Genomic DNA, 24,992 nt, shown 5'->3' on the forward strand with positions numbered 1-24,992 from the left:
ATGGCCCAGAGCCCTGACCTTCGTCCGTCACCGGATGCCCTTCTGAAGCTTGCCGAGCGCGAAGCGCGCGGCAAGCTCAAGGTGTTCCTGGGGGCATCGCCCGGCGTCGGCAAGACCTTCGCCATGCTGTCGGGCGCCAAGCGCCTGCGATCGGAAGGGCGCGATGTGGTGATCGGCCTGGTCGAGACCCATGGGCGCGCCGATACGGCGGCCTTGCTCGAAGGCCTCGAAGTGCTGCCGCGCCGCCCGGTTGCCTACAAGGACCGCACCTTGATGGAGTTCGATGTCGACGCCGCGCTGGCGCGCCGGCCGGAGCTCATCATCGTCGACGAGCTGGCGCATACGAACGCCTCCGACAGCCGCCATCCGAAGCGCTTCCAGGATGTCGAGGAGCTGCTCAATGCCGGGATCGATGTATGGACGGCGCTCAATGTCCAGCATGTCGAAAGCCTGTCGGATGTCGTCGCCGGCATCACCGGCATCACCATCCGCGAGACGGTGCCCGACACCGTCATCGAGAAAGCCGACGATGTCGTCGTCGTCGACATCACGCCGGACGAGCTGCTGCAGCGGCTCAAGGACGGCAAGGTCTACCTGCCGGAGAATGCGCGCCGCGCGGCGGATAATTTCTTCAAGCCCGGCAATCTCACCGCCTTGCGCGAGCTGGCGCTAAGGCGCACCGCCGACCGCGTCGATGACGAGATGGTCGACTATCTGCGCCAGAACGCCATCGAGGGGCCGTGGCCGACGGCCGAGCGCATCCTGGTCTGCGTCGGCCCCGATCTCCAGTCGCAGGCCGTCGTCCGGGTGGCGAGCCGGCTGGCGAGCGGGCTCAATGCCGGCTGGATCGCGGCGCATCTCGACCATGTCGGGCGCAACACCGCGCAGGACCCGGCAGCGCTGAAGCGCGTCGATGAGGCGCTCAAGCTGGCGGCGCGGCTGGGCGCCGACATCTCGCGGCTCTCGGCGCGCGATCTGCCGACCGAGGTGCTGCGCTACGCCAGGCGCGAGAACATCACCCAGATCGTGCTCGGCCGCTCGCGCGCCTCGTGGCTGAGGCGGCTGCTGGGCCGGTCGCTGTCGGACGAGATCACCAAGCAGGCGGAAGGCATCGCCATCCATATCGTGACCGCGCCCAGGGGGAAGGCGCCGTTCCTGCGCTGGCCGCGCCTGCTGCTGTCGGCGAGCGCGCTCCTCGCCGCTGTCGGCACCGTCGCGCTGGCACTCGGTCTTGGACTCTATGTGCTGAACCTGAACTGGCTGAAAGCGCCGGCGATCACCATGTTCTTCCTCGCCGCCGTGCTGCTCTGCGCCAACCGTTTCGGCACCGGCAGCGCGCTCCTCGCCGCCCTGCTCTCCTTCCTCGCCTATAATTTCTTCTTCATCGAGCCGCTTCACACCTTCACCGTCGCGAGCCCGCATGAGCTGCTGGCGCTCGCCGTGTTCCTCCTGGTCGCGGTCGTCACCGGCGGGCTGTCGGGGCGGGTGCGCGAGCAGTCGGATGCGGTGGGCCGGCGCATCTTCCAGACCCAGATGCTGTTCGACTTCTCGCGCAAGCTCTCCGGCACGGCGACGCTCGATGACGTGCTGTGGGCGGTCGCCTCGCAGACGGCGTCCGCGATCAAGGGCGAGACGATCGTGCTGCTGGCGGAGAAGGACGATCTCGCCATCAAGGCGGCGTTCCCGCCGGAAGACGCGATGGGACCCGGCGAATGGACGGCGGCGCGCTGGGCGCTCAATCATCGCGAGCCCGCGGGCCTGCGCACCACGACCCTGCCCAATGCGCATTTCACTTTCCGGCCGCTCACGACGCCGCGCGGCGTGGTCGGCGTGATCGGGCTCAGGCCCGGCCCGCAAGGACTCTCGGCGGAAGACGAGCGTGTCGTCGAGGCGCTGATCGACCAGACGACGGTGGCGATCGAACGCACGCTGCTGGTCGGCGATGCGGCGCGCGCCGAAGCTTCGGCCGAAAGCGAAAGGCTGAGATCGGCGCTGCTGTCCTCGATCTCGCATGACCTGCGCACGCCGCTCGCCACCATCCTGGGCGCGGTGACGAGCCTGCGGAGCCTGGGCGCCAGGATGTCGAAGGAGAGCCAGAGCGAGCTGCTTTCGGCGATCGAGGAGGAGACGCGGCGCATGTCGCGCTTCGTCACCAATCTCCTCGACATGACCCGGCTCGAATCGCCCCATCTCGAAATCAAGCGCGACTGGGTCGATCTCGCCGATATCGTCAGGGGAGCGGTGGGGCGGGCGCGTGCGACATGGCCCGAGCGGGCGATCGCTCTCGATCTCGCCGCCGGACTGCCGCTTGTGCAAGGCGACAGCGGCCTCCTCGAGCAAGTGCTGTTCAATCTCCTCGACAATGCGAACAAGTATTCCGAGGCCGGCAGCCGCACCGCGGTTGCAGCGACCAGGCGCGGCGGCGAGGTGGTCGTCGATGTGACCGACGAGGGGCAGGGCATCCCGCCGGAAGAGCTCGAACGCGTCTTCGACAAGTTCCATCGCGTGAAGCAGGATGACGGGCGCGGTCCCGGTGTCGGACTGGGGCTTGCGATCTGCCGCGGCATCGTCACCGCACTGGGCGGCAGCATCACCGCGGCGAGCCCGGTCGACCGGGGGCGGGGTACGCGCATCACGGTCAGGCTGCCGGTCAAGACTGGGCAAGACGCGAGCTAAGCGTCGGGAGATCCTGTCGAATTGGCGCGTTTTTCACCGGTGAAACGGCTGATCTTTTGCCGAGACGAGCCCGATCGCGGGCAAGCCATATCCAGTAGACTAGCGGCGCCGGATACAGGGAAAATACAGGGAATTTACAGGGAACTACAGTGAACTACAGGGGAGAGGATTCTCGGTCCCAATGAATTCAAGTGGTTAGGGTTCTTGGGTAGACTTATGACAGCGATCGATCCGCCACTGGAGCGGAGGCCTGTTTCACGCGACTTCGATCGTAGCTTTTTTGATATTGAGATCTCACGGCTTGGCCCGCAATGGCAAGGCGGACTGTTGGAAAATCTTCGCTTGCCGCAATGCGCGCAAAATTCAAAGCCGTTCGGCCCAATCTCGGATTTCTTTGAGGATTTCCTCAAATGTGGGCTTTCCGCCATAGTAGAGCGCACTTGAAGCCTCAAAGGCTTTCGCATAAGTGGCGCGCGTCGGCCGATCGCTCAGGACGAAGGCCTGGTTTTCCACGATGTTCCGATTGTCGGCCTGGCGGAACCGTTTGGCCTTGTGCTCATTGTATGCTGGCGTGCCAATGAAGGCCCGTACTTCAGGGTTCTTGAGCAGACTGTGTATATCATAATAGTGCCGCATGAAGTTGACGGGGAATTCGTTGGTTTCCTGCTGGCGCCGAAATTTCGTGGAGATGGTCTGAAGCTTTTCGACGAATGTGTATCCGGGATGATAGCACGCCACGCCGATGGCCCGGTTGTCGATGACGCTCACCTTGCCGACCGCATAGTCATATGCCCAAGAACTGATGTCCCTCGGCATGTTCGGCGCTACCACATCGAAGCCGGTCTCGAGCAAGATGCCGCTCTTCAGATTTGCGATCGGCTCCGCGGTGCTTTTGTAGAGGAGTCGAATGCCCCCGCTAAAATAATCCTTATTGTCGAAGGCCGTGTCCCGCTCGACCGTGTGTATGCCATCGATGCGGATCTGCTCCGCCAGCCAGTCGTAGAATTTCCTCCGGCTTTCCACGTGGGCAGGCTTTATCTGGTTAAGTCCCGTCTTCACTTGCAAGTTCTCCGGTGGGGCAATTCGAATGTCGATATCCTCGGAGAACCGATTGATGATCTGAAAGCCTTTGGAAAGGGAAGTTCCGCCCTTGAGCTCGAACTGGAAATCCTGGTCTTGCAGGCCGAAAAGGCAATGCATGATCCAGTAGTCCTTTTCGATCAGCGCCGGGTCTATGCCTTTCTCCTGCGCAACAATCCGGATGAGATCAGAGAACTGCGGATGACTATGCAGATAGTCAGCCGGCATGAGGGGCATTCAGCGCGTCTGCAAAGAACTTCTGCGTCTTCACATTGCCGTAGTTGCGCGCTGCCCGCTTTAATCGGGGGACATCGAATGACGTTGTGGCGCGTTTCTTGACCTGGGCCAGAACTTCCTGCCGGCTTTCCGCCAGCTGGTTCAGATTGTTCACGAGGTCGACCAGCAGGAATTCTTCGGTAGGTTTCCTCGGGAAAGACGGCTTCAGGCGAAAGTCGAAGCTGCGGCCTCCCAAAGTGAATTTGCCGTGCCGCTTGCGATTATAGACGACAGTCTTGTTGTAGAGCTGGGTCGTCCCGACGCCAAGCCTGTTATAGGCATTGGGCGATAAGAGGAGGAAGCGATCGTCCTTCAGGAAGCTCGCAACCAGTTCGGTGTCCTCCGGCGGCGCTTTTCCGAACACAGTTTGCCTGGGATAGAAATACAAGCCACCCGCCAGCTTCGTAAGTGTTCCGTCGCTCATGAGCTGGCTCAGATGGCGGTCGACGGCCGTCGACCATTTCGCCAACTCCTCTCTTCGGTACACCTGACCGGGGCGGAGGTGTTTTTTTAGTTCGTCGGATCTCTTCATGCCATGAAATGTAGGATGACTGAGGTTCGTGTGCAAGTCTTTTTATTTAAATTTCATGCAGTATTGCGTGTAAATATTTGTTTATACGTGATTTTATGAGCATATTTAAATTCATTCTGATTGAGCGTGGTTCCCTGACTGGCGTCCATGGAACGCAACGTCAATGATCTGGAGCGGTTCTAAGCTTTATGGCGGAAGAGGCGGCTGCTCAGCAACCCGGTGATCCAGTCAATGAACAGCTGGAGCCGGCGGGAGGCGTGCTGGCGGTGAGGATAGAGCAGGGACACCGGCATCGGCGCGGCACGCAGGTCGCTCATCACCTCGACAAGCTCATGCGATGCCAGATGGCTTTCGACATCATAGGCCGGGATCTGGATCAGGCCGAGGCCGGCGAGGCAGCAGGCAATATAGGCCTCGGCATTGTTGACGGTGACGCGCGAGCGCAACGCGATGCGGCGCTCAGCGCCGGCCTCGACATATTCCCACTCCTCGATGCGCCCCGATGCGGGTGAGGCATAGTTGACGGCGAAATGGGTTGCGAGATCGGCGATGCTACGTGGCGTGCCATGCTCCGCCAGATAGGCCGGGCTCGCGCAGTTCAGGAGAACGAGGTCGCCGAGCTTGCGGGAGACGAGGCTTGAATCGGCGAGCGGCCCGACCCGCAACACGCAGTCGATGCCTTCCTGCAGCAGATCGACGGCCCGGTCGGTGACGCCCATGTCGATCTCGATATCGGGATAGCGGGCGAAGAACTGCGGCAGAGCGGGTGCGATGATGAGGCGTCCGAGACGGCCCGGCACATTGATCCTGAGCTTGCCGCGCGGAAGGGAGGAGGATTGGCGGAAGAGCGTCTCGGTCTCCTCATAATCGGCGAGGAGCCGCAGGCATCTTTCATAGAAGGCGTTGCCGTCCTCGGTGAGGGAGACCCGCCTCGTGGTGCGGTTGATGAGGCGGGTGCCGACCCTGTGCTCGAGAGCCTGCAGCGCCATCGAGACTGTCGAACGCGGCATCCGCAGAAGGTCGGCGGTGCGGGTGAAGCTGCGGCTTTCCACCAGGCGGACGAACACTTTCAGTGTGTCGATCTTGTCCATATTGTTCGTTTATCCTGAAAGGTCATATCAATATTCGCCTATTTATCCAGTTATACAAACGAATATCGTGACTCCAAAGGCAGGCGCAGGGCCCGCCGGAACAGGAGGCGATCGATGGCCGATCACAGGATCAAGGGAAAAACCGTTCTCATCGCGGGCGGCGCCAAGAATCTCGGCGGGCTGATCGCCCGCGACCTTGCCGGGCAGGGCGCCAGGGCCATCGCGGTACATTATAATAGCGCCGCGACCGCGGCCGCCGCCCAGGAAACGGTGGCCGCCGTCAAGGCCCAGGGCGCCGCGGCGGCTGCCTTCCAGGCCGATCTCGTCACCGCTCCGGCGGTCGAAAAGCTCTTTGCCGACACGCTCGCCAAATTCGGCAAGATCGATATCGCCATCAACACGACCGGCAAGGTGCTCAAGAAGCCGATCACCGAAATCAGCGAGCCGGAATTCGACGAGATGTTCGCGATCAATGCCAAGACGGCTTTCTTCTTCATCAAGGAAGCGGGCCGGCATCTGAGCGACAATGGCAAGCTGGTCACGCTGGTGACCTCGCTGCTCGGCGCCTTCACGCCCTTCTATGCCGCCTATGCCGGCGGCAAGGCGCCGATCGAGCATTTCACCCGCGCCGCGGCAAAGGAATTCGGCCAGCGCGGCATATCGGTGACCGCCGTCGGCCCCGGCCCCATGGACACGCCCTTCTTCTATCCCGCGGAAGGCGCGGATGCGGTCGCCTATCACAAGACCGCAGCGGCCCTTTCATCCTTCAGCAAGACCGGGCTGACCGACATCGAGGATATCGTTCCCTTCATCCGCTTCCTGGTCAGCGATGGCTGGTGGATCACCGGCCAGACGATCCTCGCCAATGGCGGCTATACGACCAAATAGGATAGGGCCGGAAGAAAGCGCCTGACATCCGGCAAAGGGAGAGGCTTGCAAGTGCAATGCGCTTGCCGGACAATGCGCATCATGGAACATGATCACGATCATAGCGCCCCCGCCTGGAAGCATGACGGTGTACGCGTCATTCCGGCGGGATCGCTCGACACCAACACGGCGCAGACGCCCGGCATGGACCGGCGCGCGGCCATCAATTTCGCGCGCGTCGGGGCGCAGAAACTGTGGGCGGGAACCGTCACCATCCATGCCAATGCCAAGACGGGCGCCCATCATCACGGGCCGCTCGAAAGCGTCATCTATGTCGTCAAGGGCAAGGCACGCATGCGCTGGGGCGAGAAGCTCGAATTCGTCGCCGAGGCGGGGCCCGGCGACTTCATCTATGTGCCGCCCTTCGTGCCGCATCAGGAGATCAATGCCAGCCCGACGGAGCAGCTCGAATGCGTGCTGGTGCGCAGCGACGGCGAGGCCGTGGTCGTCAATCTCGATATCGAGCCGGTGGAGAAGCCGGAAGCGGTGGCCTGGATCGACCCGATCCATAAGGCTCCGTAGCGCTGCTCTCCAAAACCTCCTGAGCTACCATGCCGCCTGTGCCTGCAAGGTAACGCTCGGGCGGCTGAGAGGGAGGCTTTCCTTGTGCGCCACGTCAGCGGCTTGACCAGGCGGCCGCCTGTTCCCGATGTCGGGCAGGCCCTACGGCATCAATCTCACCACCTTCCTCAACCCTCTCGGCACGCCGTGCTGGAAGCCGCCGGTCATCACCGCGAGCGGCCTGATCTTCATCGGCGCCTCGATGGATTCGATGGTGCGGACTCTCGATCTCAAGACCGGCGAGGTATTGTGGAAGGCGCTGGTCGGGGCGCCAGCGGTAGCACTTCCGGCCGTCTACCAATACAAGGGCAAGCAATATGTCGTCTTCACCGCCGGCGGCAATTCGATCCTGACGCCCAAGGTGAGCGATGAGATCGTTGCCTTCACGCTTCCCGACTGAGCTGGTCTAACGGGATTCGAGCCAGTCGAGCAGGCGATAATACTGGCTCATCGCGAAGACGCCGAGCTTGCGGAATTCATGCAGCACAAAGGGATTGGGCGCGGTCACCGGAAAGGCGAGATCGCGAGGGGCCGTGCCCGAAGCGAGCTCGGCAATGATCTTGCCCATCATGGTGCACATCGCCACGCCGCGGCCATTGCAGCCAAGCGCCGCGATGAGTCCCGGCGCCAGCATATGGAGATGCGGCAGCGTATCCTTGGTGATGGCGACCTTGCCGCTCCACACATAGTCGATCATGCGCGCATCGAAGCCCGGGAAGATGCGCCGGATCGCCGCCTGCAGCGGTGCCGCATCGGACCGGGCCGGGTTATCGTCGACCGGCGAGCGTCCGCCCATGATGAAACGGCCCTCATGATCGAGGCGGAAATAGAGAAGCAGCCGGCGCGTGTCGGTCACGCCCTGGCCGCCCGGAATGATGCAGGCGCGTGTTGCCGCATCGAGCGGGGCGGTGGCGACCTGGAAGCTCGATACGGGAATGACGGTGCGGGCGAGGCCCGGCCACAGCGCGTCCGTATAGGCATTGGTGGCAAGGATGACCTGCTTCGCGGTGAGCTCACCTTGCGCCAGTGACAGGCGCCAATGATCGCCAGCACGCGCCAGTGTTTCGACCTTGCTGCTGGCGCAGACCCTGGCGCCCTCGGCCATGGCGGCGGCAGCGAGGCCGCGGGCATAGCTCAAAGGCTGCAGCAGCCCGCCGCGCGGGTCGAGCCAGCCGCCGTGATAGGCCTGCGGGGTACTGCCGACCAGTGCCGCGACTTCGCTTTTATCGAGCAGGCGGGCGGCGACGCCGCGGGCCTGCCATTGCCGGCAGCGCGGCACCACGAGATCGTCATAAGGCCTGGGACCATGCGCGGCCTGGATCCAGCCGGTGCGTGTGGCGTGGCAGGCGATGCGGTATTCATCGATGAGCGCGAAGACGAGATCGGCGGCGGCGCCCATCGCGGTCGAGATGCGCTCGCCCGTCTCAGGCCCGAAGGTCTCGTTGAGGTTGTCAGGATTGTGCTTGAGGCCGGCAATGACCTGCCCGCCATTGCGCCCCGAAGCGCCCCAGCCGGGCTCGGCCGCTTCCAGCACGGTGACGCCGAGGCCCCGCTTTGCCAGATGCAGGGCGGCGCTGAGCCCGGTGAAGCCGCCGCCAATGATCGCCACATCGCATCTTTCGGTGCCGGCGGGAGTGGAATAGTCCGGGGGCGGCGAGGCCGTCGCCGCCCACAGACTTGCCGGAAGAGAGCTGCTCACTTTCCGGATCAGCCCAGCATCAGCTGGTTCCACTTCTCCTCATATTCATACGAGTATTTATTCGCTTCCTCCTCATTGAGGATCAGCATGTTCTTCACATTGTCGGGCGCCATGACCAGGATCCTGGCGGTCTCGGCATCGGCACCCGCGGTGGCCGAGCCCAGGACCGGCCCATAGGTCTTGAGGGTCAGCAATTTTGCCTGCTGCTCCTCGGCGAGCGCGAAGTCGATCGCTTCGTGAGCCAGATCGCGATTGGGCGATCCCTTGGGGATCACCCACCAATTGGCCCAGGCGATTCCGTCATTATAGGTGTGGCCGACGGGCGCGCCTTCGGCCTCGGCGGCAAGCATGCGCCCGCTCCAGGCCGAGGACAGAGCCAGTTCGCCCGTCGACAGGAGTTGCGGCGGCTGCGCGCCCGCACCCCACCACACCGAGACGCTGGGCTTAAGCTCCTTGATCTTGCCGAGCGCCATGTCGGCCTTCTCCGTCGTATAGGGGAAGACCTCCTCGCGCTTGACGCCCGCGGCGAGCAAAGCGGCTTCGTAGTTGTAGTAAAAATATTTATAGAGACCGCGGGCGCCCGGGAAGCGCTTGACGTCCCAGAATTCCGCCCAGCTCTGCGGACCGGCTTCCGGGAAAGCCGTCTTCGACCAGGCGATGATGCTGGCGCCGGTCGAGGTGGCGACGCCAAAGGGCGACACCCAGCCTTTTTCGAGCTTCGCCGCATTGGGGATCCTGGCGAGGTCGAGGCTTTCGAGGAAGCCTTCCTTGCCGCCCTGCCACACCGTGCGGCCGCCGACGTCGACGAGGTCCCATTCGACCTTGCCGGCCTGCACCATGGCCTTGATCTTGGCGGTCTCGGTGGGCGAGGTATTGACCACCGGGATGCCCTTAAGCGTGCCGAAGGGATCGATGAAGGCTTCCTTCTCCGCATTGGAGAGGGCGCCGCCCCAGGATGTGAAGGTGAAGGGCCGGTCCTGGGCGTGAGCCGATCCGGCGAGACCGGCCATGGCGCCTGTCGCTGCAACACTCATCAGAAATTCGCGTCTACGCATTTTGCTTCCTCCTTGGTTGGCTCGTGAGCGTTTCCCTGTCGCGAAAGTCGAACAACTCTCGCGGAAGACGCTTTAGTCTTTGGGCACGATGCGGGCCGCAGCCCGTTCCCATGAAACCTTGACCGGCATGCCGCGCTGCAAGGCCTGATTGGTGATCTGGCGTCCCCACAAGGTGGCGCCGCCGGCGAGGCGCAGGTGAAAGGCGGTGAGCTCACCCAGATAGACGACCTCGGTGATCTCGGCCGCGAGGCCTTCGCGGTCGATGCGGACATGCTCCGGGCGGATCAGCAGCAAGGCGTCATCTCCGGGATTCAGCCCGTCTGCCGCCGGCACGGTCGCGTTCTGCGCGAAAGCCCCGATAGCGACATTGGCTTCGCCGCCTTCGAGCGATGTGACCTTGGCCGGCAGCAGATTCGATTCGCCGATGAAGCCCGCGACGAAGGCGTTGACGGGCTTGTCATAAAGATCGCTTGCCGAGCCCAGTTGCTCGATGCGGCCGTCACGCATGACGGCGACGCGGTCGGACAGCACGAGCGCCTCCTCCTGGTCATGGGTGACATAGATCGTCGTGCGGCGGTGCTCTTCATGCAGGCGGCGCAATTCAAGCTGCACCTGGCGGCGCAATTGCTTGTCGAGGGCGCCCAGCGGCTCGTCCATCAGGAGCACATCGGGCTCGATGACGATGGCGCGCGCCAGGGCGACACGCTGCTGCTGGCCGCCGGACAGTTCCTGGATGCGCCGGCTTCCATACTCTTCGAGGCGCACCATGGCCAGAGCGGCGGCGACGCGCCGGGCGATCTCGTCCCTGGGGCGGCGGCGCACGGTGAGTCCGTAAGCGACATTGCCGGCCACCGTCATATGCGGGAAGAGCGCATAGTTCTGGAACACCATGCCGATATTGCGCCGGCGCGCCGGCAGATCGGTCACATCGCGCTCGCCGATGAAGATGCGCCCGCCCGAGGGCTCGAGATAGCCGGCAGCGAGATTGAGGAGCGTCGTCTTGCCCGAGCCCGATGGTCCGAGCAGCGTCAGGAACTCGCCATCGCGCACTTCGAGATCGGTGGGCTTGAGGGCCTGGACCTCGCCATAGCTCTTGGCCGCGGCGGCGAAACGCAAGGGAAGGCCTCTGTTCATGCGGTCCGTCTCCCGGCCGATTTGGTGAGGAACTGGGCCAGGGCAAAAAGCACGACGGCCAGGATGATCATGAGGGTCGCAGCGACGGCGACGACAGGCGTGAATTCAAGGCGGATCGATTCCCATATTTTCACCGGCAAGGTCTTGTTGGCGTAGCCCGCCAGGAAGACGGCGACCACGACCTCATCGAAAGAAGTGATGAAGGAGAAGATGGCGCCGGCGACGATGCCGGGCGTGATATTGGGCAGCGTCACGGTGCGGAAGATGGTCCAGGGGCCGGCGCCGAGGCCGGCCGCGGCGCGCAGCCAGTTCTCCTCCACGCCGCGCAGCGCGATGCCGACATTGATGACGACGAAAGGCAAAGCCAGCAACGCATGCGCAAGCCCGAGGCCCACAGGCGTGCCGCTCAGACCGACATCGAGCGCGCTTCTATAGACGGCGACGGCGGTGACGATGACGGGCACGATCATGGGGGCGAGGAACAGGCCGGTGAGAAGTGAGCGCCAGCGGCCGTCGGCGCGGTGAAGCCCCATGGCGGCGGCGGTGCCGAAGACGACCGCGACGAGGGTGGCGATGACGGCGACATGGAGGCTGGCGAGGAGCGCATTGCGCCATTCGGCATCGGCGATGAAGGCTTCATACCAGCGGCTCGAATAAGCGAGCGGCGGGAGGGCGATGAAGCTCGCCTTGTTGAAGGAGGCGGGAATGACGGCGAGGATCGGCAGGCAGAGGAAAGCGAGCACCAGCCCGGCCGAGCCTTGCGCGAGAATTTTCAGCCACAGCGGGGTCTTGCTCATCTGGCATAGACTCCCTTGCCGAAGGGCAGGAAGCGGGCGGTGACGGCCAACAGCGCCAGCACGATGACGAGAAGGATCAGCGAGCCCGCCGCCGCGAGCGACCAGGCCAGCCGGTCATTGATGAAGCTCGCGATCAGCATCGAGAGCGTGATGGCATTCGAGCCGCCAAGCAGCGCCGGCGTGATGAAGAAGCCGAGGGAGAGCAGGAAGACGAAAGTGGCGCCACCCACAAGGCCCGGCAGGCAAAGGGGGAAATAGATGCGGCGGAAGGTGTCGAAGAGGCCGGCGCCAAGGCCATCGCTCGCCAGCAGGAGGCGCTGGTCGATGCGCAGCATCGCGCCATAGAGCGGCAGGATGGCATAGGGGAGGAGGACATGCACCATGCCGATCATCACGCCGGTGTCGTTGAAGAGCAGGCTCAGCGGCTTGTCGGTGATGCCGATATTGATCAGGAAGCGGTTGAGCGGGCCATTGCGCTCGAGCAGGATCATCCAGGAGAAGGTGCGGACCAGCACCGAGATCCAGAAGGGAAACAGCACGCCATAGAGCGCGAAAGCGAACCAGAAGCCTTTCAGCCTGGTCAGGATATAGGCCACCGGCCAGGCCAGCAGCACGGTGATGAGCGCCACGGCGAAGGCGACGAGGAAGGTGTTGACCATCACCCGGCGATAGACCTCGCTGTCGATGAGCGTCGAAAAGGTCGAGAACATGCCCGCCTCGTCGGTGAAAGCGAGCGAGAACAGACGCGCCAAGGGGGCGACGAAAGCCAGGCCTAAGAAGATGACGGCCGGCGCCAGCAGCAGGAGTGTCTCGATGTGCCGGCGCTTCATGCGTCAGCTCCAGCCGCTGAACACGCCAAGGCCGCGCTTGCGGATCTGGCCGGCTACGATCACGCGCTGGATCTCGGATGTGCCTTCCCAGATGCGGTCGACCCGGATGTCGCGATAGAGGCGCTCCACCGGGTTCTCGCGCATATAGCCGCGCCCGCCCAGCACCTGCAGCGCCTTGTCGATGACGCGACCCGCCATTTCGGAGGAATGGAGCTTGAGGGCGCTGGCATGGGCATGCACCAGCTTGCGGTCGAGGCCGTTGTCGATCTCCCAGGCGACGCGATAGAGCATCGACTTGGTGGCGAAGATCTCGACCGCCATGTCGGCGAGCATGAATTCGACGCCCTGGAAATCGCGGATCGGGCGGTTGAACTGATGCCGTGTCGTCGCATAGCCGTTGGCGAGCTCGGCGGCGCGGATGGCGGCACCCAGCGCATGCGAGGCGATCTGCAAGCGGGCCTCGACGAACCAGTCCTTGGTGAGCTCGAAGCCCTGGCCGATCCTGCCCAGCATCCGGTCTTCGGGAAGGATCACATCCTCGAAGCGCAATTCCGCATGGTCGAAGGCGAAATTATGCATGAATTTCGGCGATCGGAGATGGACGAGGTTGTCCGCCGGCTTGTCGACCAGGAACAGAGTGGGCTTGTCGGGATCGTCATCGACATGGGCATGGACGATAATGAAATCGGAGGCATTGTAGGAGGTGACGAACCATTTCTCGCCGGCGAGGTGCCATTTGCCGTTCTTCAGCACGGCGCGGGTCTTCACCTGGCGCGGGTCGGATCCGGCATCGGCCTCGGTGATGGCGAAGCAGCCGCGCCGATGGCCGGCGCAGGAGGGCAGGAGATAGTCCTTGATCTGCTGCGCGGTGCCGAATTTGAGACTCACCGGCGGGCGCCAGACGCAGCTCCACAGGCCGTTGGTGACACGGCCCAGCTGTTCCTCGATGAGCGTCTGGTCGAGCATCGACAGCCCGAGACCGCCATGCTCCTTGCGGTGGTTGATGCCGGCAAGACCCCAGGCGCGGACCTGGTCCTTCACGCCGTCGCGCCGATCCATGGGCAATTCGCCATGCTCGTCGGCGACCTGCTCGAGCGGCAGCAGGACCTCGTCGCAGAACCGGCGGCCAAGATCCGCGAGCTCCTTCTGCCGGGCGGTGAGTTCGAAATTCATGGGGTCCTCTTCTGCGGGATGACGAGCGCATCGACGGCGACGGCGCCCGATGGAGAAACGATGAGCGGATTGATGTCCATCTCGCCAATGAGATCGCCCAGCTCCTCGGCGATGGCGGAGAGGCTCATGACGGAAGCGGCGAGGCTCGCGAGATCGGCGGGCGCCGCGCCGCGCCTGCCGTCGAGCAGCGGGCGGATATGCAGGCCATCGACGAGGGCCGTGGCGCGCCTCGAATCGAGCGGCGGCATGGCGACGGTGCGGTCCTTCAGCACCTCGATCCAGACGCCCCCCGCGGCGACCATCAGATAGGGCCCGAATTGCGCGTCATGGACGAGACCCAGAGCGAGCTCGACGCCCTTGGCCGCCATCTCGGCGACGAGCACCTGCGGACCGAGACGCTGCGCCATGGAATGATAGGCGGCGGTCAAGGCCGTCTCATCGGTGATACCGAGCACGACGCCCTGCTTGTCGGATTTGTGCAGGATGCCGGGCGATGCGGTCTTGAGCGCCACCGGGAATCCGATGCTGCGCGCCGCGGCAAGCACATCTTCGAGTTTCTCGGCCCAGTGATGGCGCGGCACGCGGATGCCGTAATCGGCAATCAGGGCCAGACCTTCGCTTTCGCTCAAAGGTGTGCCGCTCGAAAGACGCGCTCGCCATTTCGCCTGCGCGGGGTTGGACGGACGCCCGGGCGGCGCTGACGGAAGGTGATCGCGGAAAGCCAGCAGGTTGCGGATGGCCATGAGGCCTTCGGCGGTTCCATCGATGACCGGCACGCCGGCCTCGGTGACCGCAAGAGCAAGCTCGCGATGGTCGAGGGCCGAATAATTGGCGACGACGGCAACCGGCTTCGGGCTGCGCCGGCTGACGCGAATGGCCGCATTGGTGAAGCCTTCGGCAACATAGGAGCCGGTGCGGATATCCTGGAACATGACGCCAATGGCCGTATCGGAATCCTCGATGAGCGCCTCGAGGCACGCCTCGACATGGGTCTCGAAATCGCGGCCGGTGCCCCAGGCATCGAGCGGATTGTCGGGCTTGAGATCATCATCGAGATGGGCGGCCATCCTGACCCTGGTTTCACTCGATATGCGGGCAAAGGGCACGCCCGTGCGCTGGGCGAGATCGGCGACCATCTCACGCTCGCCGCCTGAATCGTGGATGCTGGCGAGGCCGCCGGGGCCCGGCCTCTTCGTGCCGCCGAACAGGAGCAGATTGGCGGCGAGCTCATCGAGCGTATTGGCGGTGAGCACGCCATATTTCGAGAACAGGGCGTCATAGGCGGCATTGTCGCCGGCAATGGCGCCGCTGTGGCTCGCAGCAAAGGCGGCACTCATCTCGGTGCGCCCGACCTTGAGCACGACGACCGGCATGTGCCGCCGCTCGGCCGCGGCGAGACTTGCCGCGAAGTTTTCGGGATCGCGCGCCGTCTCGAGGAACAGGCCGATGGCGCGCGTCTCCTTCTGGGCCAGCGCCCAGTCGATATAGTCGGCGGTGGTGACGGTGAGCTCGCGGCCGCTCGATATGGCGGCGGAGAATTTGAGACGCCGGTCATTATAAGCCAGCGCGCTGAAGGCCGATCCCGACTGGGTGATGAAGGCGATGCCGCCCGGCGCCAGCGGGTGTTTCGCCATATAGCCCGAGACGACGAGGCCTAACGGGGGATTGGCGAAGCCCATGCTGTTGCCGCCGCAGATCACGATGCCGGCCTCGCGCGCCATCGCCTGGAGGCGGCGGGCAAGGCTGTCGCCATGGCCCGGCAAGTTGCAGCTGGCGAAAATGGTGACGGCACGCGCGCCATGGCGGATCGCCTGCGCAAGGCCGGATTCCAGATGCTCATTGGCGACACCGAGGACGACATGATCGACGGTCCGGGGCAGGGAGGCGAGATCGGGATGGCAGGCGATGCCCTCGACCGACGGGTATTTCTTATTGATGGCGAAGACCTCGCCCTTATAGCCATCGCGCAAGGCGGCGCGAATCATGGCATTGCCGGGCGTGTTGGGGCGCGTCGAGGCGCCCATATAGGCGATGGACGCCGGCTTGAGCAGCGGATCGAGACGATGCGCCGCCGCGCTCGTTGCGGCGCGCTCAATCGCCACGTCGTGGATGGTCAAGCAATCCCTCCCGGAAATCAGTCTTCTGGTTAGCCCGGGAGACTAGGGGCTTCGGGCTCGCCGGGCACGAACACAATGATCAGGGCGTCATGATCTGTAGGAATACTCCAGGCACATGCCTGCCAAGGAGAAATCATCTTAAGATATTGTATTTGCTATATATTATCTTGATTCTGTGGAATCTTCGAAGTTTCACCGGCCTTACTAGGCCAGTACTTCTGGGCGCAGGCCCGCCATCTCGGAAAGCAGCCAGTCGCGCACCAGCTCGGCCGGCTTGCGCAAGGGACGCCTCGATGTGGCGACGAGGTAATAGAACTGCCCGGTCTTCAATATGTTGCGGGAAGCCGCGACCAGCTCCTTCTGCAGGAGCTCATGCGCCACGACATGCCACCAGCCGAGCGCCACGCCGCGGCCATTGACCGCCGCCTGGATGACCAGCGTGTAGTCGGAGAAAGTGAGGCTGCGGCTGCCGGCCTGCGAGGGATAATTGAATTCGGCGAGATAACGCGACCATGGGATGCGGATCGAGCCGGAGAGATGCGCGAGCGTATGACCGTTCAGGTCGGTCGAGCCGTCGAGACTGCCATGGGCGGCAAGATAGGCCGGGCTGCAGACGGGAAGCACCAGCTCCTCCATCAGGGGCCAGCGCTTCTGGTCGGTATCGGCCGCCAGATTGTAGCGGATGGCGAGATCGACGTCCTCGATCGGCCCGGTGGGCTCGCCGCGCACCAGCTGGAAGCGCAGATCGATATTGGGGAAGCGCGCCTGGAAGCGGTCGAGGCGCGGCATGAACCAGTGCATCGCGAAGGCCGATGAGATCGAGAGCGTCACCGTGCCGGCATCGCCATGCTTGGCCCTGATGTCCTCGATCGCGATCTCCATATGCTGGAAGCTGCCGGTCACCGCATTATAGAGATGACGCCCGTCCTCGCTGAGCTCGAGGCCGGTGGTGGTGCGGATGAAGAGCTTGGTGTCGAGATGCGCCTCGAGCCGCGCGATCATCCGGCTGACGGCGGATTGCGTGACATTGAGTTCGCCCGCTGCGCGGGTGAAGCTCAGATAGCGGGCGGCCGCTTCGAAGACGAAAAGCGCGCCGGATGAGGGCAGGAGACGGCGAAGCGAGGTCATGGGGGCGGATGTGGTGATCTGGGCAGAAGATAGAGCCTATATGGCACAGGAACAAAGCCTTTATTAACCTCGCGTCACTATAGCATGCACGCATGGCCGGGCCAGGATGCGGTCCCGGCGGCAATCCTGTTTCTATTCCAAAACAAGGGACCGATGTTTCCGGAATGTTTCGCGTCGATCGGGCGGCGATCGTCATGAATGCCGGTGGTCGTTGCGTCAACCACGACACATTTTGACCGGATTTTGGCCGCAACTTGTTACGGCACAAAGAAAATAGCGTGGTGGGGCGTTGTGCGTCGGTGGGCAGTTCCAAGCTTTCGATACGACTTGCGAATAATCGGCGCTGCCGGCGCGATGGTGGCGTGCCTCATGGCCGGACCGGTGCAGGGCCAGACGATGCTGGACGACCTCACTTCGTGGTTCACCGGCAAGAAGGCGGATGAACCGATCGCCGATGCGCTGGCCTATAAGGTCACGATCAGGATCGATCATGGCGAGGGCGCGCTGCGCTCGGCCATCGAGGAAGGCTCCAACCTGGTGACGCTGCAGGACAGCTCTGCTGCCGGGGCGGCGGGGCTGGTGCAGCGCGCCCTCTCCGATCTCGAGCGCATCACCGCGATCCTCTATGAGAACGGCCATTATGGCGGCGAGATCGCCATCAGCATCGCGGGCGTCCCGGTCGATGATGCATCCGTGTTCGATGCCGCTGAAGGAGCGCGCCGCAATGGCCCGGTTCCGGTGCAGATCACCGTCGATACGGGACCGGCATTCCGCTTCGGCAGGATCGAGGTCCGTGATGCGGCATCGCGCCGGCTGATGACGGATCTGGTCGATATCGAAGAGCTTGGCCTCATGGAAGGCGAGCCGGCCCTGAGCCCGGCGATCGCCGATGCCGAGCGCGCCATCGTCAAGGAACTGCGCGGCCGCGGCTATCCCTTCGCCCGCATCGCGGCCAAGGATGTCGCCGCCGATCATGCGACGCTCAGGCTCGATGTGGCGCTTTTGGTGGAGAGCGGCCGCAAGGCTGGCTTCGGCCGCTTCAGCGTGTCCGGGACGGAAGGGCTCGATCCTGAATTCGTCGCCAGCCGCATCGACATCGAAGAAGGCGAGCCCTATTCGCCGGAACGCCTCGACAAATTGCGCAAGCGGCTTGCCGGCTATCCGATCATCGGCGGCATCAGGCTCAAGGAAGCTGAGCAGCTCGATGCCTCGGGCCTGCTGCCCGTCGATGTCGAGATCAGCGAGCGCAAACCGCGCTATTTCGGCTTCGGCACCAAATATTCGAGCTCCGAGGGAACGGCGCTCAATGCCTATTGGGGGCATCGCAACCTGTTCGGCGAGGCGGAAACCCTGCGCATCGACGCGCAGGTCTCGTGGTTCGGCGGCACGCCCGATGCGGTGCCTGATGCAGATCCCTTCGGCTACATGCTGAAAGCGAGCTTCGGCAAGCCCGGCATCCTCACGGTGGACGACGATCTGGTGGCCGAGGCTGCGGTGTTGCGCGAGGTGACGGACGCCTATGTGCGTGACGCGGTGACGCTGGTCGCCGGCGTGCGCCGCCGCTTCAGCGACCAGCTCTCGGTGCAGGTCGGCGTCGATTTCGAGCAGGCTTTCGTCGAGGATAGTTTCGGCAAGCGCGATGATTTCGTCGCCGGCCTGCCTGTCGACATCGTCTATGACACGACCGATTCCCTGCTCGATCCGGCCCGCGGCATCCGCTCCAGCGCCAAGATCGAGCCCTTCGCCTTCCTCGGCGAGGCGGGAGCAGGCCCGGTCCTGCTCAAGGGATCGCTCGCCGCCTATCAAGGCGTCGATGAGCGCAACCGCTTCATCATCGCCGGCCGCGTCGCCGCCGGCAGCCTGATCGGCGCGGATGTCACCGATGTGCCGCCGGCGCGGCGCTTCTATGCGGGCGGCGGCGGGTCGATCCGCGGCTATGGCTACCAGTCGGTGAGCCCGCGCAATGGCGATGGCGACATTATCGGCGGCCTGAGTTTCTTCGAGGCTTCGGCGGAATTGCGCGTGAAGATCACCGACACGATCGGCGTCGTGCCGTTCTTCGACATGGGGGCTGCCTTCGAGGACGAGATTCCGGATCTGTCGGGCCTGCGTTACGCTGCGGGGCTGGGACTGCGCTACTACACCTCGATCGGGCCGGTGCGCCTCGATGCGGCGATCCCGCTCAATCCGCGCGACGACGATGACGGCTATGGCATCTATGTCAGCATCGGGCAGGCCTTCTGATGGCGCTCAAGCGGGCCATAAGATTTATCCTCTTCGCACTGGCCGGCCTGGTGCTGCTTGTCGCCGTCCTTTTCGGCTTCATCCAGACGGGACCGGGAAAGAACCTGCTGGCCAGCCTCGCGGGATCGCTCGCTTCGGGCAATGGCGTCACGGTCACGGTCAGCGGCATCGAAGGCTTCGTGCCGTCCAATATGCGTATCAGGCGCATCGCGGCTGCCGATGAGCAGGGGACATTCGCCGAGATCGAGGGGATCGATCTCGCCTGGAGTCCGCGCGCGCTCCTCAATGGCATGGTCTCGGCCGAGACCATCGCAATCCGCAAGATCGCCCTCGAGCGCCTGCCCGATCTGCCGCCCGATCCGCAGGCGCCGCCTTCATCCGGGCTCGCCCTGCCGCGGCTCGATATCGGGCGTCTCGATCTCGCCGAGATCGATATCGCGGAGCCCGTCTTCGGGGAACCCTTACGCCTTTCCTTCACCGGATCGGCCCAACTCGTCGATCCGGCGCAGGGGCTGGCGCTTGATTTCGCCCTTGACCGGCGCGATCTGCCGGGGCGCATCGCCGGCAAGGTGAATTTCGTTCCCGACCGGCAGTTCCTCGATATCGATATCGTCGGCGATGAGCCGCAAGGCGGCGTCATTGCGGGACTTGCGCGGATCGATGGTGAGCCGCCGGTCAAGCTGACCCTCAAGGGCAAAGGTGGGCTCGATGATTTCAAGGCGGCGCTCTCCTTCCGCGCCGGCGCCTCGCTCCAGGCCCAAGGCGCTATCGCGATCCGCCGGGCCGGAACCGGGCATGCGATCAATGCCGATCTGAGCGGCGAGGTTGCGGCGCTGCTTCCGGCCGGTCTGGCGCAGCTCTTCGAAGGCACGACGACGCTTGCCGCCGCACTCACGATCGATGACGCGCAACGCATCGCTGTCGAGGATGCGCGGCTGCGCAGCGCAGGGTTTGGCGTGACGCTCAAAGGCGCTGTCGATACGAAAACGAGCCAGACCGATCTGCGCTACAAGATCATCGGCGGGGCCGCCGAACGCTTCGCCGGCCTGGTGCCCGGCGTCCAATGGCAGGATGTGTTTGTCGATGGCAGCCTCAAGGGCGCTCTCGCGCAGCCGGAGATCAAGGCCGCCCTCACTCTGTCGATGCCGCGCGCCGAAGGCTATGGCGCGGAGATGGTGAGCGCCACGGTCGAGATGCTGCCGCAAGCGGATGGAGGCTTTGCGCTCTCCGCCGATGGCGACGCCAAGGGCCTTGAGGCCAACGATGCCAAGGTCAAGGCGGTGCTCGGCGATACGCTGGAATTCGCCGCTGCCGGCCGGCTCGCGGGCGACGGCAAGCCGGTTCTGACGGGGGCCACGGTCAAGCTCGCGCCGCTGGTGGCGGATTTCTCAGGGGCGGCCACGCCGGACGGCGCCAAAGGCAAATTCCGCCTGGGACGCCTCGACCTCGCCGCGCTGACGCCCCTTGCCGGACGCCCGCTCAGCGGTCAGGTGACGGCGGAAGCCGATCTCGATGTCTCGCCGCAGATGCTGCGCGTGGCCGGCCGGGGCAGCTCGATCGGAGTGAGCACCGGAATTGCCAGTCTGGACGGCCTGCTCAAGGGACCGGCCGAGCTCTCGGGCGGCGTGCAGCGCGGCGCTGACGGCGTCATCGTGGTCGAGAATGCCAGCCTCAAGGCAAAGGATGCGACGCTGACCGTCGGCGGCCGCATCGATCGCGCCGTTGCGGATCTGCGCGCCGATCTGGCGCTCAGCGACCTGGCCCTGCTCGATGCGCGCGTGAGCGGCAGCGTGAAGGCGACCGCCGCCTTTTCCGGGACGCTCGACAAGCTCAGGCTGAGCGCCGATCTCAGCGTTCCCAATGGCCGTGCGATGGGCAAGCCGGTCGAAGCGCTTCAGCTCGCGGTCACGGCCGAAGACCTGACCGGAGCGCCGAGAGGGAAGCTCTCGCTGAGCGGCCGCATCGAGGGCAAGCCTGCGCAAGGCGAAATCGGCTTTGCCGCGCTGCCCGGCAACGCCTATCGGGTCGATCCGATCGACCTGTCGATCGGCGCCAACAAAGTGAGCGGTGCGCTCCGCAATATTGCCGGGGGCCTGGCCGAAGGAAGCCTGAAGATCGCGGCCGGCAATCTCGCCGAACTGTCGGCGCTGGTCCTGACGCCGCTCTCCGGCGCGCTCGATGCCGATATCAGCTTGTCGGCGGATCAGGGAAAGCAGAGCGTCGCGATCAAGGGCAAAGCGGGCAATCTTCATGTCGCCGGCCAGGTGCTGGGCAAGGCCACGATCGACGGCACGCTGAAGGATGCCCTGGGCAAGCCGCTTTTCGATGGCGAGCTGGCGATTGCCGACAGCAGCGCCGGCAGCGTCAGGATCGATCGGGCAAAACTCACCGCCAGCGGCACGGGCAGCGACAGCAGGATCAGCCTCGATGCGGTGGTCGCGGGCACCACGATCTCGGGCGAAGGCCAGGTTGCGGTGGCGGCGGAGACGATGACGCTGACCTTGCGCGCGCTTGCCTTGTCGAAGAACGGCACGCGCGCCAATCTGGCGGGGCTGGCCAGGGTCAGGCTCGCCGGCAGCGCTGTCGAGATCGAGAATTTCGCCATGGTGTCCGGCAAGGGGCGCGCGATGCTGTCGGGCACGGCCGGCGCCGACAGTCTGGCGCTCGATGTAACGCTCGCCGCGCTGCCTTTGTCGCTGGCGCGCCTCGGCGGCTATGAGGATGATCTGCGCGGAACGCTCGCCGGCACCGTCAAGCTCCAGGGCCGGCCGCAGGCGCCGCTCGGCCGGTATGACATCCAGATCGCCGGCCTCAGCAATCCCGATATCCAGCGCAGCGGCGCCAGCCCCTTCGACATCGGGCTCAAGGGCGATCTCAGCGATGGCCGCGCCGGGATTGCGATGACGATCAGGAACGACCAGTTGCAGAATATGCAGGTCACCGGATCGGTCACCCTTGCCACGCTGGGGCTCGATCTCAGGGCGCGGGGGGAAGTGGCGCTGTCGATCGCCAATGCGATGCTCGCCGCCTCCGGCAACCGGCTCGGCGGCACGGCATCCATCGATGCCACGGTGAAGGGGTCGGCGAGCGCGCCAGATGTCAGGGGGACGGTGCGCATTGCCGATGGAAAGTTCGAGGATGTCGTGAATGGCGTCGCCATCACCAGAATCAATGGCGATATTACAGGCGAGGGGCGTTCGCTGGTGCTGCGGAGTCTGAAAGGCCGGACGAGCAATGGCGGCTCGGTCACGCTGTCCGGCCGGGTCACCGTCGATCCGGGCTCGGGAATTCCCGCCGACCTCACCGTCGCCTTCGACAACGCCTCGCTGCTCGCGAGCGAGACGGCGCGGCTGGTGGCGGATGGGCGCATCGAGGCCAACGGGCCTATCCTGTCGCGCCCCAAGGTGACGGGCCGCGTCGCGGTGCGCAAGCTCGACATCAACCTGCCGGACAAGCTTTCGGGCGGCGCCAAGCCCATCGCGGTGCGCCATGTGAACAAGCCGGCCGGCAAGAAGCTCGCCGGCGCCAAGCCGCCCGCGCCGGACAAGGGCAAGGCGCGCGCCACCGATTCCGGCTTCATCGCCGATCTCGATGTGACGCTTTCGGCGCCCAATGGCATCTTCGTACGCGGCATGGGAATCGAGGCCGAGCTGGGCGGCGATCTCACCATACGCGGCACCAGCAATGCGCCGCGCTCGCTGGGCGGGTTTGCGGTCAAGCGCGGCCGTTTCGACGGCTTCGGCAAGAGGCTCGATTTCGAGAAAGGCCTCATCTCCTTCAACGGGTCGCTCGATCCCGAGCTTGATTTCGTCGCCCAGTCGGAGAGCGACGGCATCACCGCCAAGGTGTTGATCTCGGGCCCGGCTTCGGCGCCCAAGATCAGCTTCGCCTCGACGCCCGAATTGCCGCAGGACGAGGTGATCTCGCATCTCCTGTTCGACCGCAGCGCCAGCGAGCTCTCGATCGGCCAGGCGGCCCAGCTCGCCCAGACGATCGCGCAGCTGTCGGGCTCAGGGCCCGGCGTTCTCGACAAGATGCGCCGCTCGCTCGGCGTCGACAGCCTCGATGTCGGCACCGAAAATGGCGGCGAGGTGGGACTCGGCAAGCGGATCAACGACCGCGTCTATCTCGGCGTGAAGCAGGGGACGGAGCCCAATTCCAGCAAGGTCACGATCGATGTCGACATCACCAAGAATATCCGGGCGCAAGGCGCCACCGGGGCGGATGGCAGTGCCGAGGTCGGCATCGGTGCCGAATGGGACTATTGATGCTCCCGACACCGGCGGCGCGCCGCAACGGCAGTGATGAAGGCGGCATGGCTCCAGGCGAGTTGCCTGGCCGAGGTCTGAATACCGGTTTTCTGGTCGAACTGCTCGGACAGGGCGCCGTCTTCGGGCGTATAGGCGCGCACCGTCGCCAGATAGGCATCGCCGCGCGCGCTGTATGTCTTCGCCAGGTCGCCGGAGCATTCGCCGGCGAGGCGGTAGCAGAACTCGGCCGCAGCCAGGGTCGAGAAATAATAGGCGCCGCCTGAAAAATAGACATCGCCCTCATAGCGGCCGAGCGCCGGCGCCTGCGTCTTCGGGCGGCTGCGGTTGATCGGATAGAGGCGGTCGAACAGGTCATCGAGCTTGTCCAGCGTGGCGAGCATCCGCACGTCGCGGATGCTGTGCAGGGGCCCAACGCCTCCGGCATGAATGGCGGCAAAGATCACCGAGATATCGAGGAACTTGTTGGGCGCGCCCGACAGCCGCGAGCGGTAGAAGCTCCGGGATTCCAGCCAGAACTCATCGAGCCTGTGCTGCAGTGTAGCCGCGGTGGCACGGCAGGTCTCAGCCAGCGGGTCGCTCTTGAGCCAGAGGGCGGCTTTTGCGAGCGCCGTCGCGCTCAGGCGCAAGGAATAATAATTATGCCCGCGCTCTTCCTCCCACATGTCGAAATCGGGCTCGCCTGCATGAAGCAGGAGGAAGTCGATGTCGGCGCGCAGGAGCAGGGCCGCCCTTGCGGTGATCGCCGGATCGAGTGCCGGCATGCCCGCGAGCCAGCGCAGGACGGCAATGACGCGCAATGCCGGCCCATCATGCTGCGGCCGCGACCAGCGCGAAATGTCGAGCGTGGCGTCGGGATTGACGCGGGTCTCGGCGACGACGGTGTCGGGGCGGATCGCGGCAAGCTCGGCGTCCGGTCTCAGATATTGCCGGAACCTGGCCTGGGTGCGTTCGCGCCAGGAGGGATCATCCACCAGCGGCCGGCCATCCAGCGTATTGAGTGCCAGCGAGAATTCGACGAAGTCACGGAAATGCGTTACGGCGTCGATGTCCGGCATGCCACCCGCATGGAGCACGCGCAGGGCGTCGATGACGATGGCGGAATCGCGGAACCAGTGGAAGAAATAATCGGGATCGGGATCCCAGTCGGCCAGCACCGGAGAGGCGATGATCGAGCCCCGCTTCGGCACGATGGTCTGGCCGAAGCCGGGCCGCGTCTTGGTGAGATGCGTCGCCGAAATGGCGGGGAGCATCGCCTGCGCGGAGAGCTGATATTGCCGGTCGATCCAGTTTTCAAATGCGGGGTCTTCAGCCATCTTCGCGTGCTCACCCATTCCGTCATCCCGGCGAAAGCCGGGACCCATTACACTGGTGAAGCATGAACAGCGCCGCCCGGCTGAGTCT

At 64.4% G+C, this 24,992-nt stretch carries 18 protein-coding genes; 6 read left to right on the top strand and 12 right to left on the bottom strand.

Features of this window, described 5'->3' with window-relative positions; genetic code table 11:
• On the top strand, window positions 1-2,676 hold the full coding sequence (locus DT068_RS10365) for an ATP-binding protein (RefSeq protein ID WP_119389734.1): 2,676 nt from the start codon (window positions 1-3) through the stop codon (window positions 2,674-2,676).
• A 363-nt stretch (window positions 2,677-3,039) separates the two neighbouring features.
• On the opposite strand, the gene DT068_RS10370 is transcribed toward DT068_RS10365, so the two are convergent.
• From DT068_RS10370 to DT068_RS10380, 3 genes are all read right to left on the bottom strand, one after another.
• Window positions 3,040-3,984, bottom strand: coding sequence for a nucleotidyl transferase AbiEii/AbiGii toxin family protein (locus DT068_RS10370; RefSeq protein ID WP_119389805.1), 945 nt, complete (start codon window positions 3,982-3,984; stop codon window positions 3,040-3,042).
• On the bottom strand, window positions 3,974-4,564 hold the full coding sequence (locus DT068_RS10375) for a hypothetical protein (RefSeq protein ID WP_119389735.1): 591 nt from the start codon (window positions 4,562-4,564) through the stop codon (window positions 3,974-3,976). The genes DT068_RS10370 and DT068_RS10375 overlap by 11 nt, the downstream gene beginning before the upstream one ends.
• 179 nt (window positions 4,565-4,743) lie before the next feature.
• Window positions 4,744-5,655 (bottom strand): LysR family transcriptional regulator, encoded by a 912-nt coding sequence (locus DT068_RS10380; RefSeq protein ID WP_119389736.1) that lies wholly within the window; start codon window positions 5,653-5,655, stop codon window positions 4,744-4,746.
• 114 nt (window positions 5,656-5,769) lie between these two features.
• Here DT068_RS10380 and DT068_RS10385 point away from each other — a divergent pair, with 114 nt between their 5' ends.
• The 3 genes from DT068_RS10385 (at window position 5,770) to DT068_RS10395 (ending at window position 7,543) form a co-directional block, all read left to right on the top strand.
• Window positions 5,770-6,543 (top strand): SDR family oxidoreductase, encoded by a 774-nt coding sequence (locus DT068_RS10385; protein ID WP_119389737.1) that lies wholly within the window; start codon window positions 5,770-5,772, stop codon window positions 6,541-6,543.
• 81 nt (window positions 6,544-6,624) lie between these two features.
• Window positions 6,625-7,104 (top strand): cupin domain-containing protein, encoded by a 480-nt coding sequence (locus DT068_RS10390; protein WP_119389806.1) that lies wholly within the window; start codon window positions 6,625-6,627, stop codon window positions 7,102-7,104.
• A 127-nt stretch (window positions 7,105-7,231) separates the two neighbouring features.
• The gene (locus DT068_RS10395; protein ID WP_119389738.1) at window positions 7,232-7,543 is read left to right on the top strand and encodes a PQQ-binding-like beta-propeller repeat protein; all 312 of its coding nucleotides are present in this window, start codon (window positions 7,232-7,234) and stop codon (window positions 7,541-7,543) included.
• 6 nt (window positions 7,544-7,549) lie between these two features.
• Here the strand turns inward: DT068_RS10395 and DT068_RS10400 are convergent, their stop codons facing one another.
• The 8 genes from DT068_RS10400 to DT068_RS10435 all read right to left on the bottom strand — a co-directional run bounded on the left by DT068_RS10400 (window position 7,550) and on the right by DT068_RS10435 (window position 17,076).
• Window positions 7,550-8,842, bottom strand: a complete 1,293-nt coding sequence (locus DT068_RS10400) for an NAD(P)/FAD-dependent oxidoreductase (protein ID WP_119389739.1) — start codon at window positions 8,840-8,842, stop codon at window positions 7,550-7,552.
• 8 nt (window positions 8,843-8,850) lie between these two features.
• The gene (locus tag DT068_RS10405; RefSeq protein WP_119389740.1) at window positions 8,851-9,897 is read right to left on the bottom strand and encodes an ABC transporter substrate-binding protein; all 1,047 of its coding nucleotides are present in this window, start codon (window positions 9,895-9,897) and stop codon (window positions 8,851-8,853) included.
• 72 nt (window positions 9,898-9,969) lie between these two features.
• Window positions 9,970-11,031: an ABC transporter ATP-binding protein gene (locus tag DT068_RS10410; RefSeq protein WP_119389741.1), complete on the bottom strand. Its 1,062-nt coding sequence runs from the start codon at window positions 11,029-11,031 to the stop codon at window positions 9,970-9,972.
• Window positions 11,028-11,828: an ABC transporter permease gene (locus tag DT068_RS10415; protein WP_119389742.1), complete on the bottom strand. Its 801-nt coding sequence runs from the start codon at window positions 11,826-11,828 to the stop codon at window positions 11,028-11,030. The genes DT068_RS10410 and DT068_RS10415 overlap by 4 nt, the downstream gene beginning before the upstream one ends.
• The gene (locus DT068_RS10420) at window positions 11,825-12,658 is read right to left on the bottom strand and encodes an ABC transporter permease (RefSeq protein ID WP_119389743.1); all 834 of its coding nucleotides are present in this window, start codon (window positions 12,656-12,658) and stop codon (window positions 11,825-11,827) included. The genes DT068_RS10415 and DT068_RS10420 overlap by 4 nt, the downstream gene beginning before the upstream one ends.
• A 3-nt stretch (window positions 12,659-12,661) precedes the next feature.
• Window positions 12,662-13,831, bottom strand: a complete 1,170-nt coding sequence (locus DT068_RS10425) for an acyl-CoA dehydrogenase family protein (protein WP_119389744.1) — start codon at window positions 13,829-13,831, stop codon at window positions 12,662-12,664.
• On the bottom strand, window positions 13,828-15,948 hold the full coding sequence (locus DT068_RS10430; RefSeq protein WP_119389745.1) for an acetate--CoA ligase family protein: 2,121 nt from the start codon (window positions 15,946-15,948) through the stop codon (window positions 13,828-13,830). The genes DT068_RS10425 and DT068_RS10430 overlap by 4 nt, the downstream gene beginning before the upstream one ends.
• A gap of 204 nt (window positions 15,949-16,152) precedes the next feature.
• Window positions 16,153-17,076 (bottom strand): LysR substrate-binding domain-containing protein, encoded by a 924-nt coding sequence (locus DT068_RS10435; protein ID WP_119389746.1) that lies wholly within the window; start codon window positions 17,074-17,076, stop codon window positions 16,153-16,155.
• 369 nt (window positions 17,077-17,445) lie between these two features.
• On the opposite strand from DT068_RS10435, the gene DT068_RS10440 reads away from it, so the two are divergent.
• Window positions 17,446-19,320, top strand: a complete 1,875-nt coding sequence (locus DT068_RS10440; protein WP_162914120.1) for an autotransporter assembly complex protein TamA — start codon at window positions 17,446-17,448, stop codon at window positions 19,318-19,320.
• A complete protein-coding gene (locus tag DT068_RS10445; RefSeq protein WP_119389748.1) occupies window positions 19,320-23,588 on the top strand; it encodes a translocation/assembly module TamB domain-containing protein in 4,269 nt (1,422 codons plus the stop codon). The genes DT068_RS10440 and DT068_RS10445 overlap by 1 nt, the downstream gene beginning before the upstream one ends.
• Here DT068_RS10445 and DT068_RS10450 read toward each other — a convergent pair.
• Entirely contained in the window at window positions 23,582-24,922 is a 1,341-nt protein-coding gene (locus DT068_RS10450; protein ID WP_119389749.1) for a glycoside hydrolase family 15 protein, read from the bottom strand. The two genes, DT068_RS10445 and DT068_RS10450, sit on opposite strands and share 7 nt — an antisense overlap.
• Window positions 24,923-24,992 lie beyond the last annotated feature (70 nt).

The sequence above is a fragment of the Taklimakanibacter lacteus genome, assembly GCA_003576695.1.
GTDB lineage: Bacteria > Pseudomonadota > Alphaproteobacteria > Rhizobiales > Aestuariivirgaceae > Taklimakanibacter > Taklimakanibacter lacteus.

What these genes read in the sequence shown, in the direction of transcription:
- DT068_RS10365 (WP_119389734.1), top strand. Translation starts at nt 1, where the DNA reads ATGGCCCAGAGCCCTGACCTTCGTCCGTCACCGGATGCCCTTCTGAAG.
- DT068_RS10370 (WP_119389805.1), bottom strand. Translation starts at nt 3,984, where the DNA reads ATGCCGGCTGACTATCTGCATAGTCATCCGCAGTTCTCTGATCTCATC.
- DT068_RS10375 (WP_119389735.1), bottom strand. Translation starts at nt 4,564, where the DNA reads ATGAAGAGATCCGACGAACTAAAAAAACACCTCCGCCCCGGTCAGGTG.
- DT068_RS10380 (WP_119389736.1), bottom strand. Translation starts at nt 5,655, where the DNA reads ATGGACAAGATCGACACACTGAAAGTGTTCGTCCGCCTGGTGGAAAGC.
- DT068_RS10385 (WP_119389737.1), top strand. Translation starts at nt 5,770, where the DNA reads ATGGCCGATCACAGGATCAAGGGAAAAACCGTTCTCATCGCGGGCGGC.
- DT068_RS10390 (WP_119389806.1), top strand. Translation starts at nt 6,625, where the DNA reads ATGGAACATGATCACGATCATAGCGCCCCCGCCTGGAAGCATGACGGT.
- DT068_RS10395 (WP_119389738.1), top strand. Translation starts at nt 7,232, where the DNA reads ATGTCGGGCAGGCCCTACGGCATCAATCTCACCACCTTCCTCAACCCT.
- DT068_RS10405 (WP_119389740.1), bottom strand. Translation starts at nt 9,897, where the DNA reads ATGCGTAGACGCGAATTTCTGATGAGTGTTGCAGCGACAGGCGCCATG.
- DT068_RS10410 (WP_119389741.1), bottom strand. Translation starts at nt 11,031, where the DNA reads ATGAACAGAGGCCTTCCCTTGCGTTTCGCCGCCGCGGCCAAGAGCTAT.
- DT068_RS10415 (WP_119389742.1), bottom strand. Translation starts at nt 11,828, where the DNA reads ATGAGCAAGACCCCGCTGTGGCTGAAAATTCTCGCGCAAGGCTCGGCC.
- DT068_RS10420 (WP_119389743.1), bottom strand. Translation starts at nt 12,658, where the DNA reads ATGAAGCGCCGGCACATCGAGACACTCCTGCTGCTGGCGCCGGCCGTC.
- DT068_RS10425 (WP_119389744.1), bottom strand. Translation starts at nt 13,831, where the DNA reads ATGAATTTCGAACTCACCGCCCGGCAGAAGGAGCTCGCGGATCTTGGC.
- DT068_RS10435 (WP_119389746.1), bottom strand. Translation starts at nt 17,076, where the DNA reads ATGACCTCGCTTCGCCGTCTCCTGCCCTCATCCGGCGCGCTTTTCGTC.
- DT068_RS10440 (WP_162914120.1), top strand. Translation starts at nt 17,446, where the DNA reads ATGGCCGGACCGGTGCAGGGCCAGACGATGCTGGACGACCTCACTTCG.
- DT068_RS10445 (WP_119389748.1), top strand. Translation starts at nt 19,320, where the DNA reads ATGGCGCTCAAGCGGGCCATAAGATTTATCCTCTTCGCACTGGCCGGC.
- DT068_RS10450 (WP_119389749.1), bottom strand. Translation starts at nt 24,922, where the DNA reads ATGGGTGAGCACGCGAAGATGGCTGAAGACCCCGCATTTGAAAACTGG.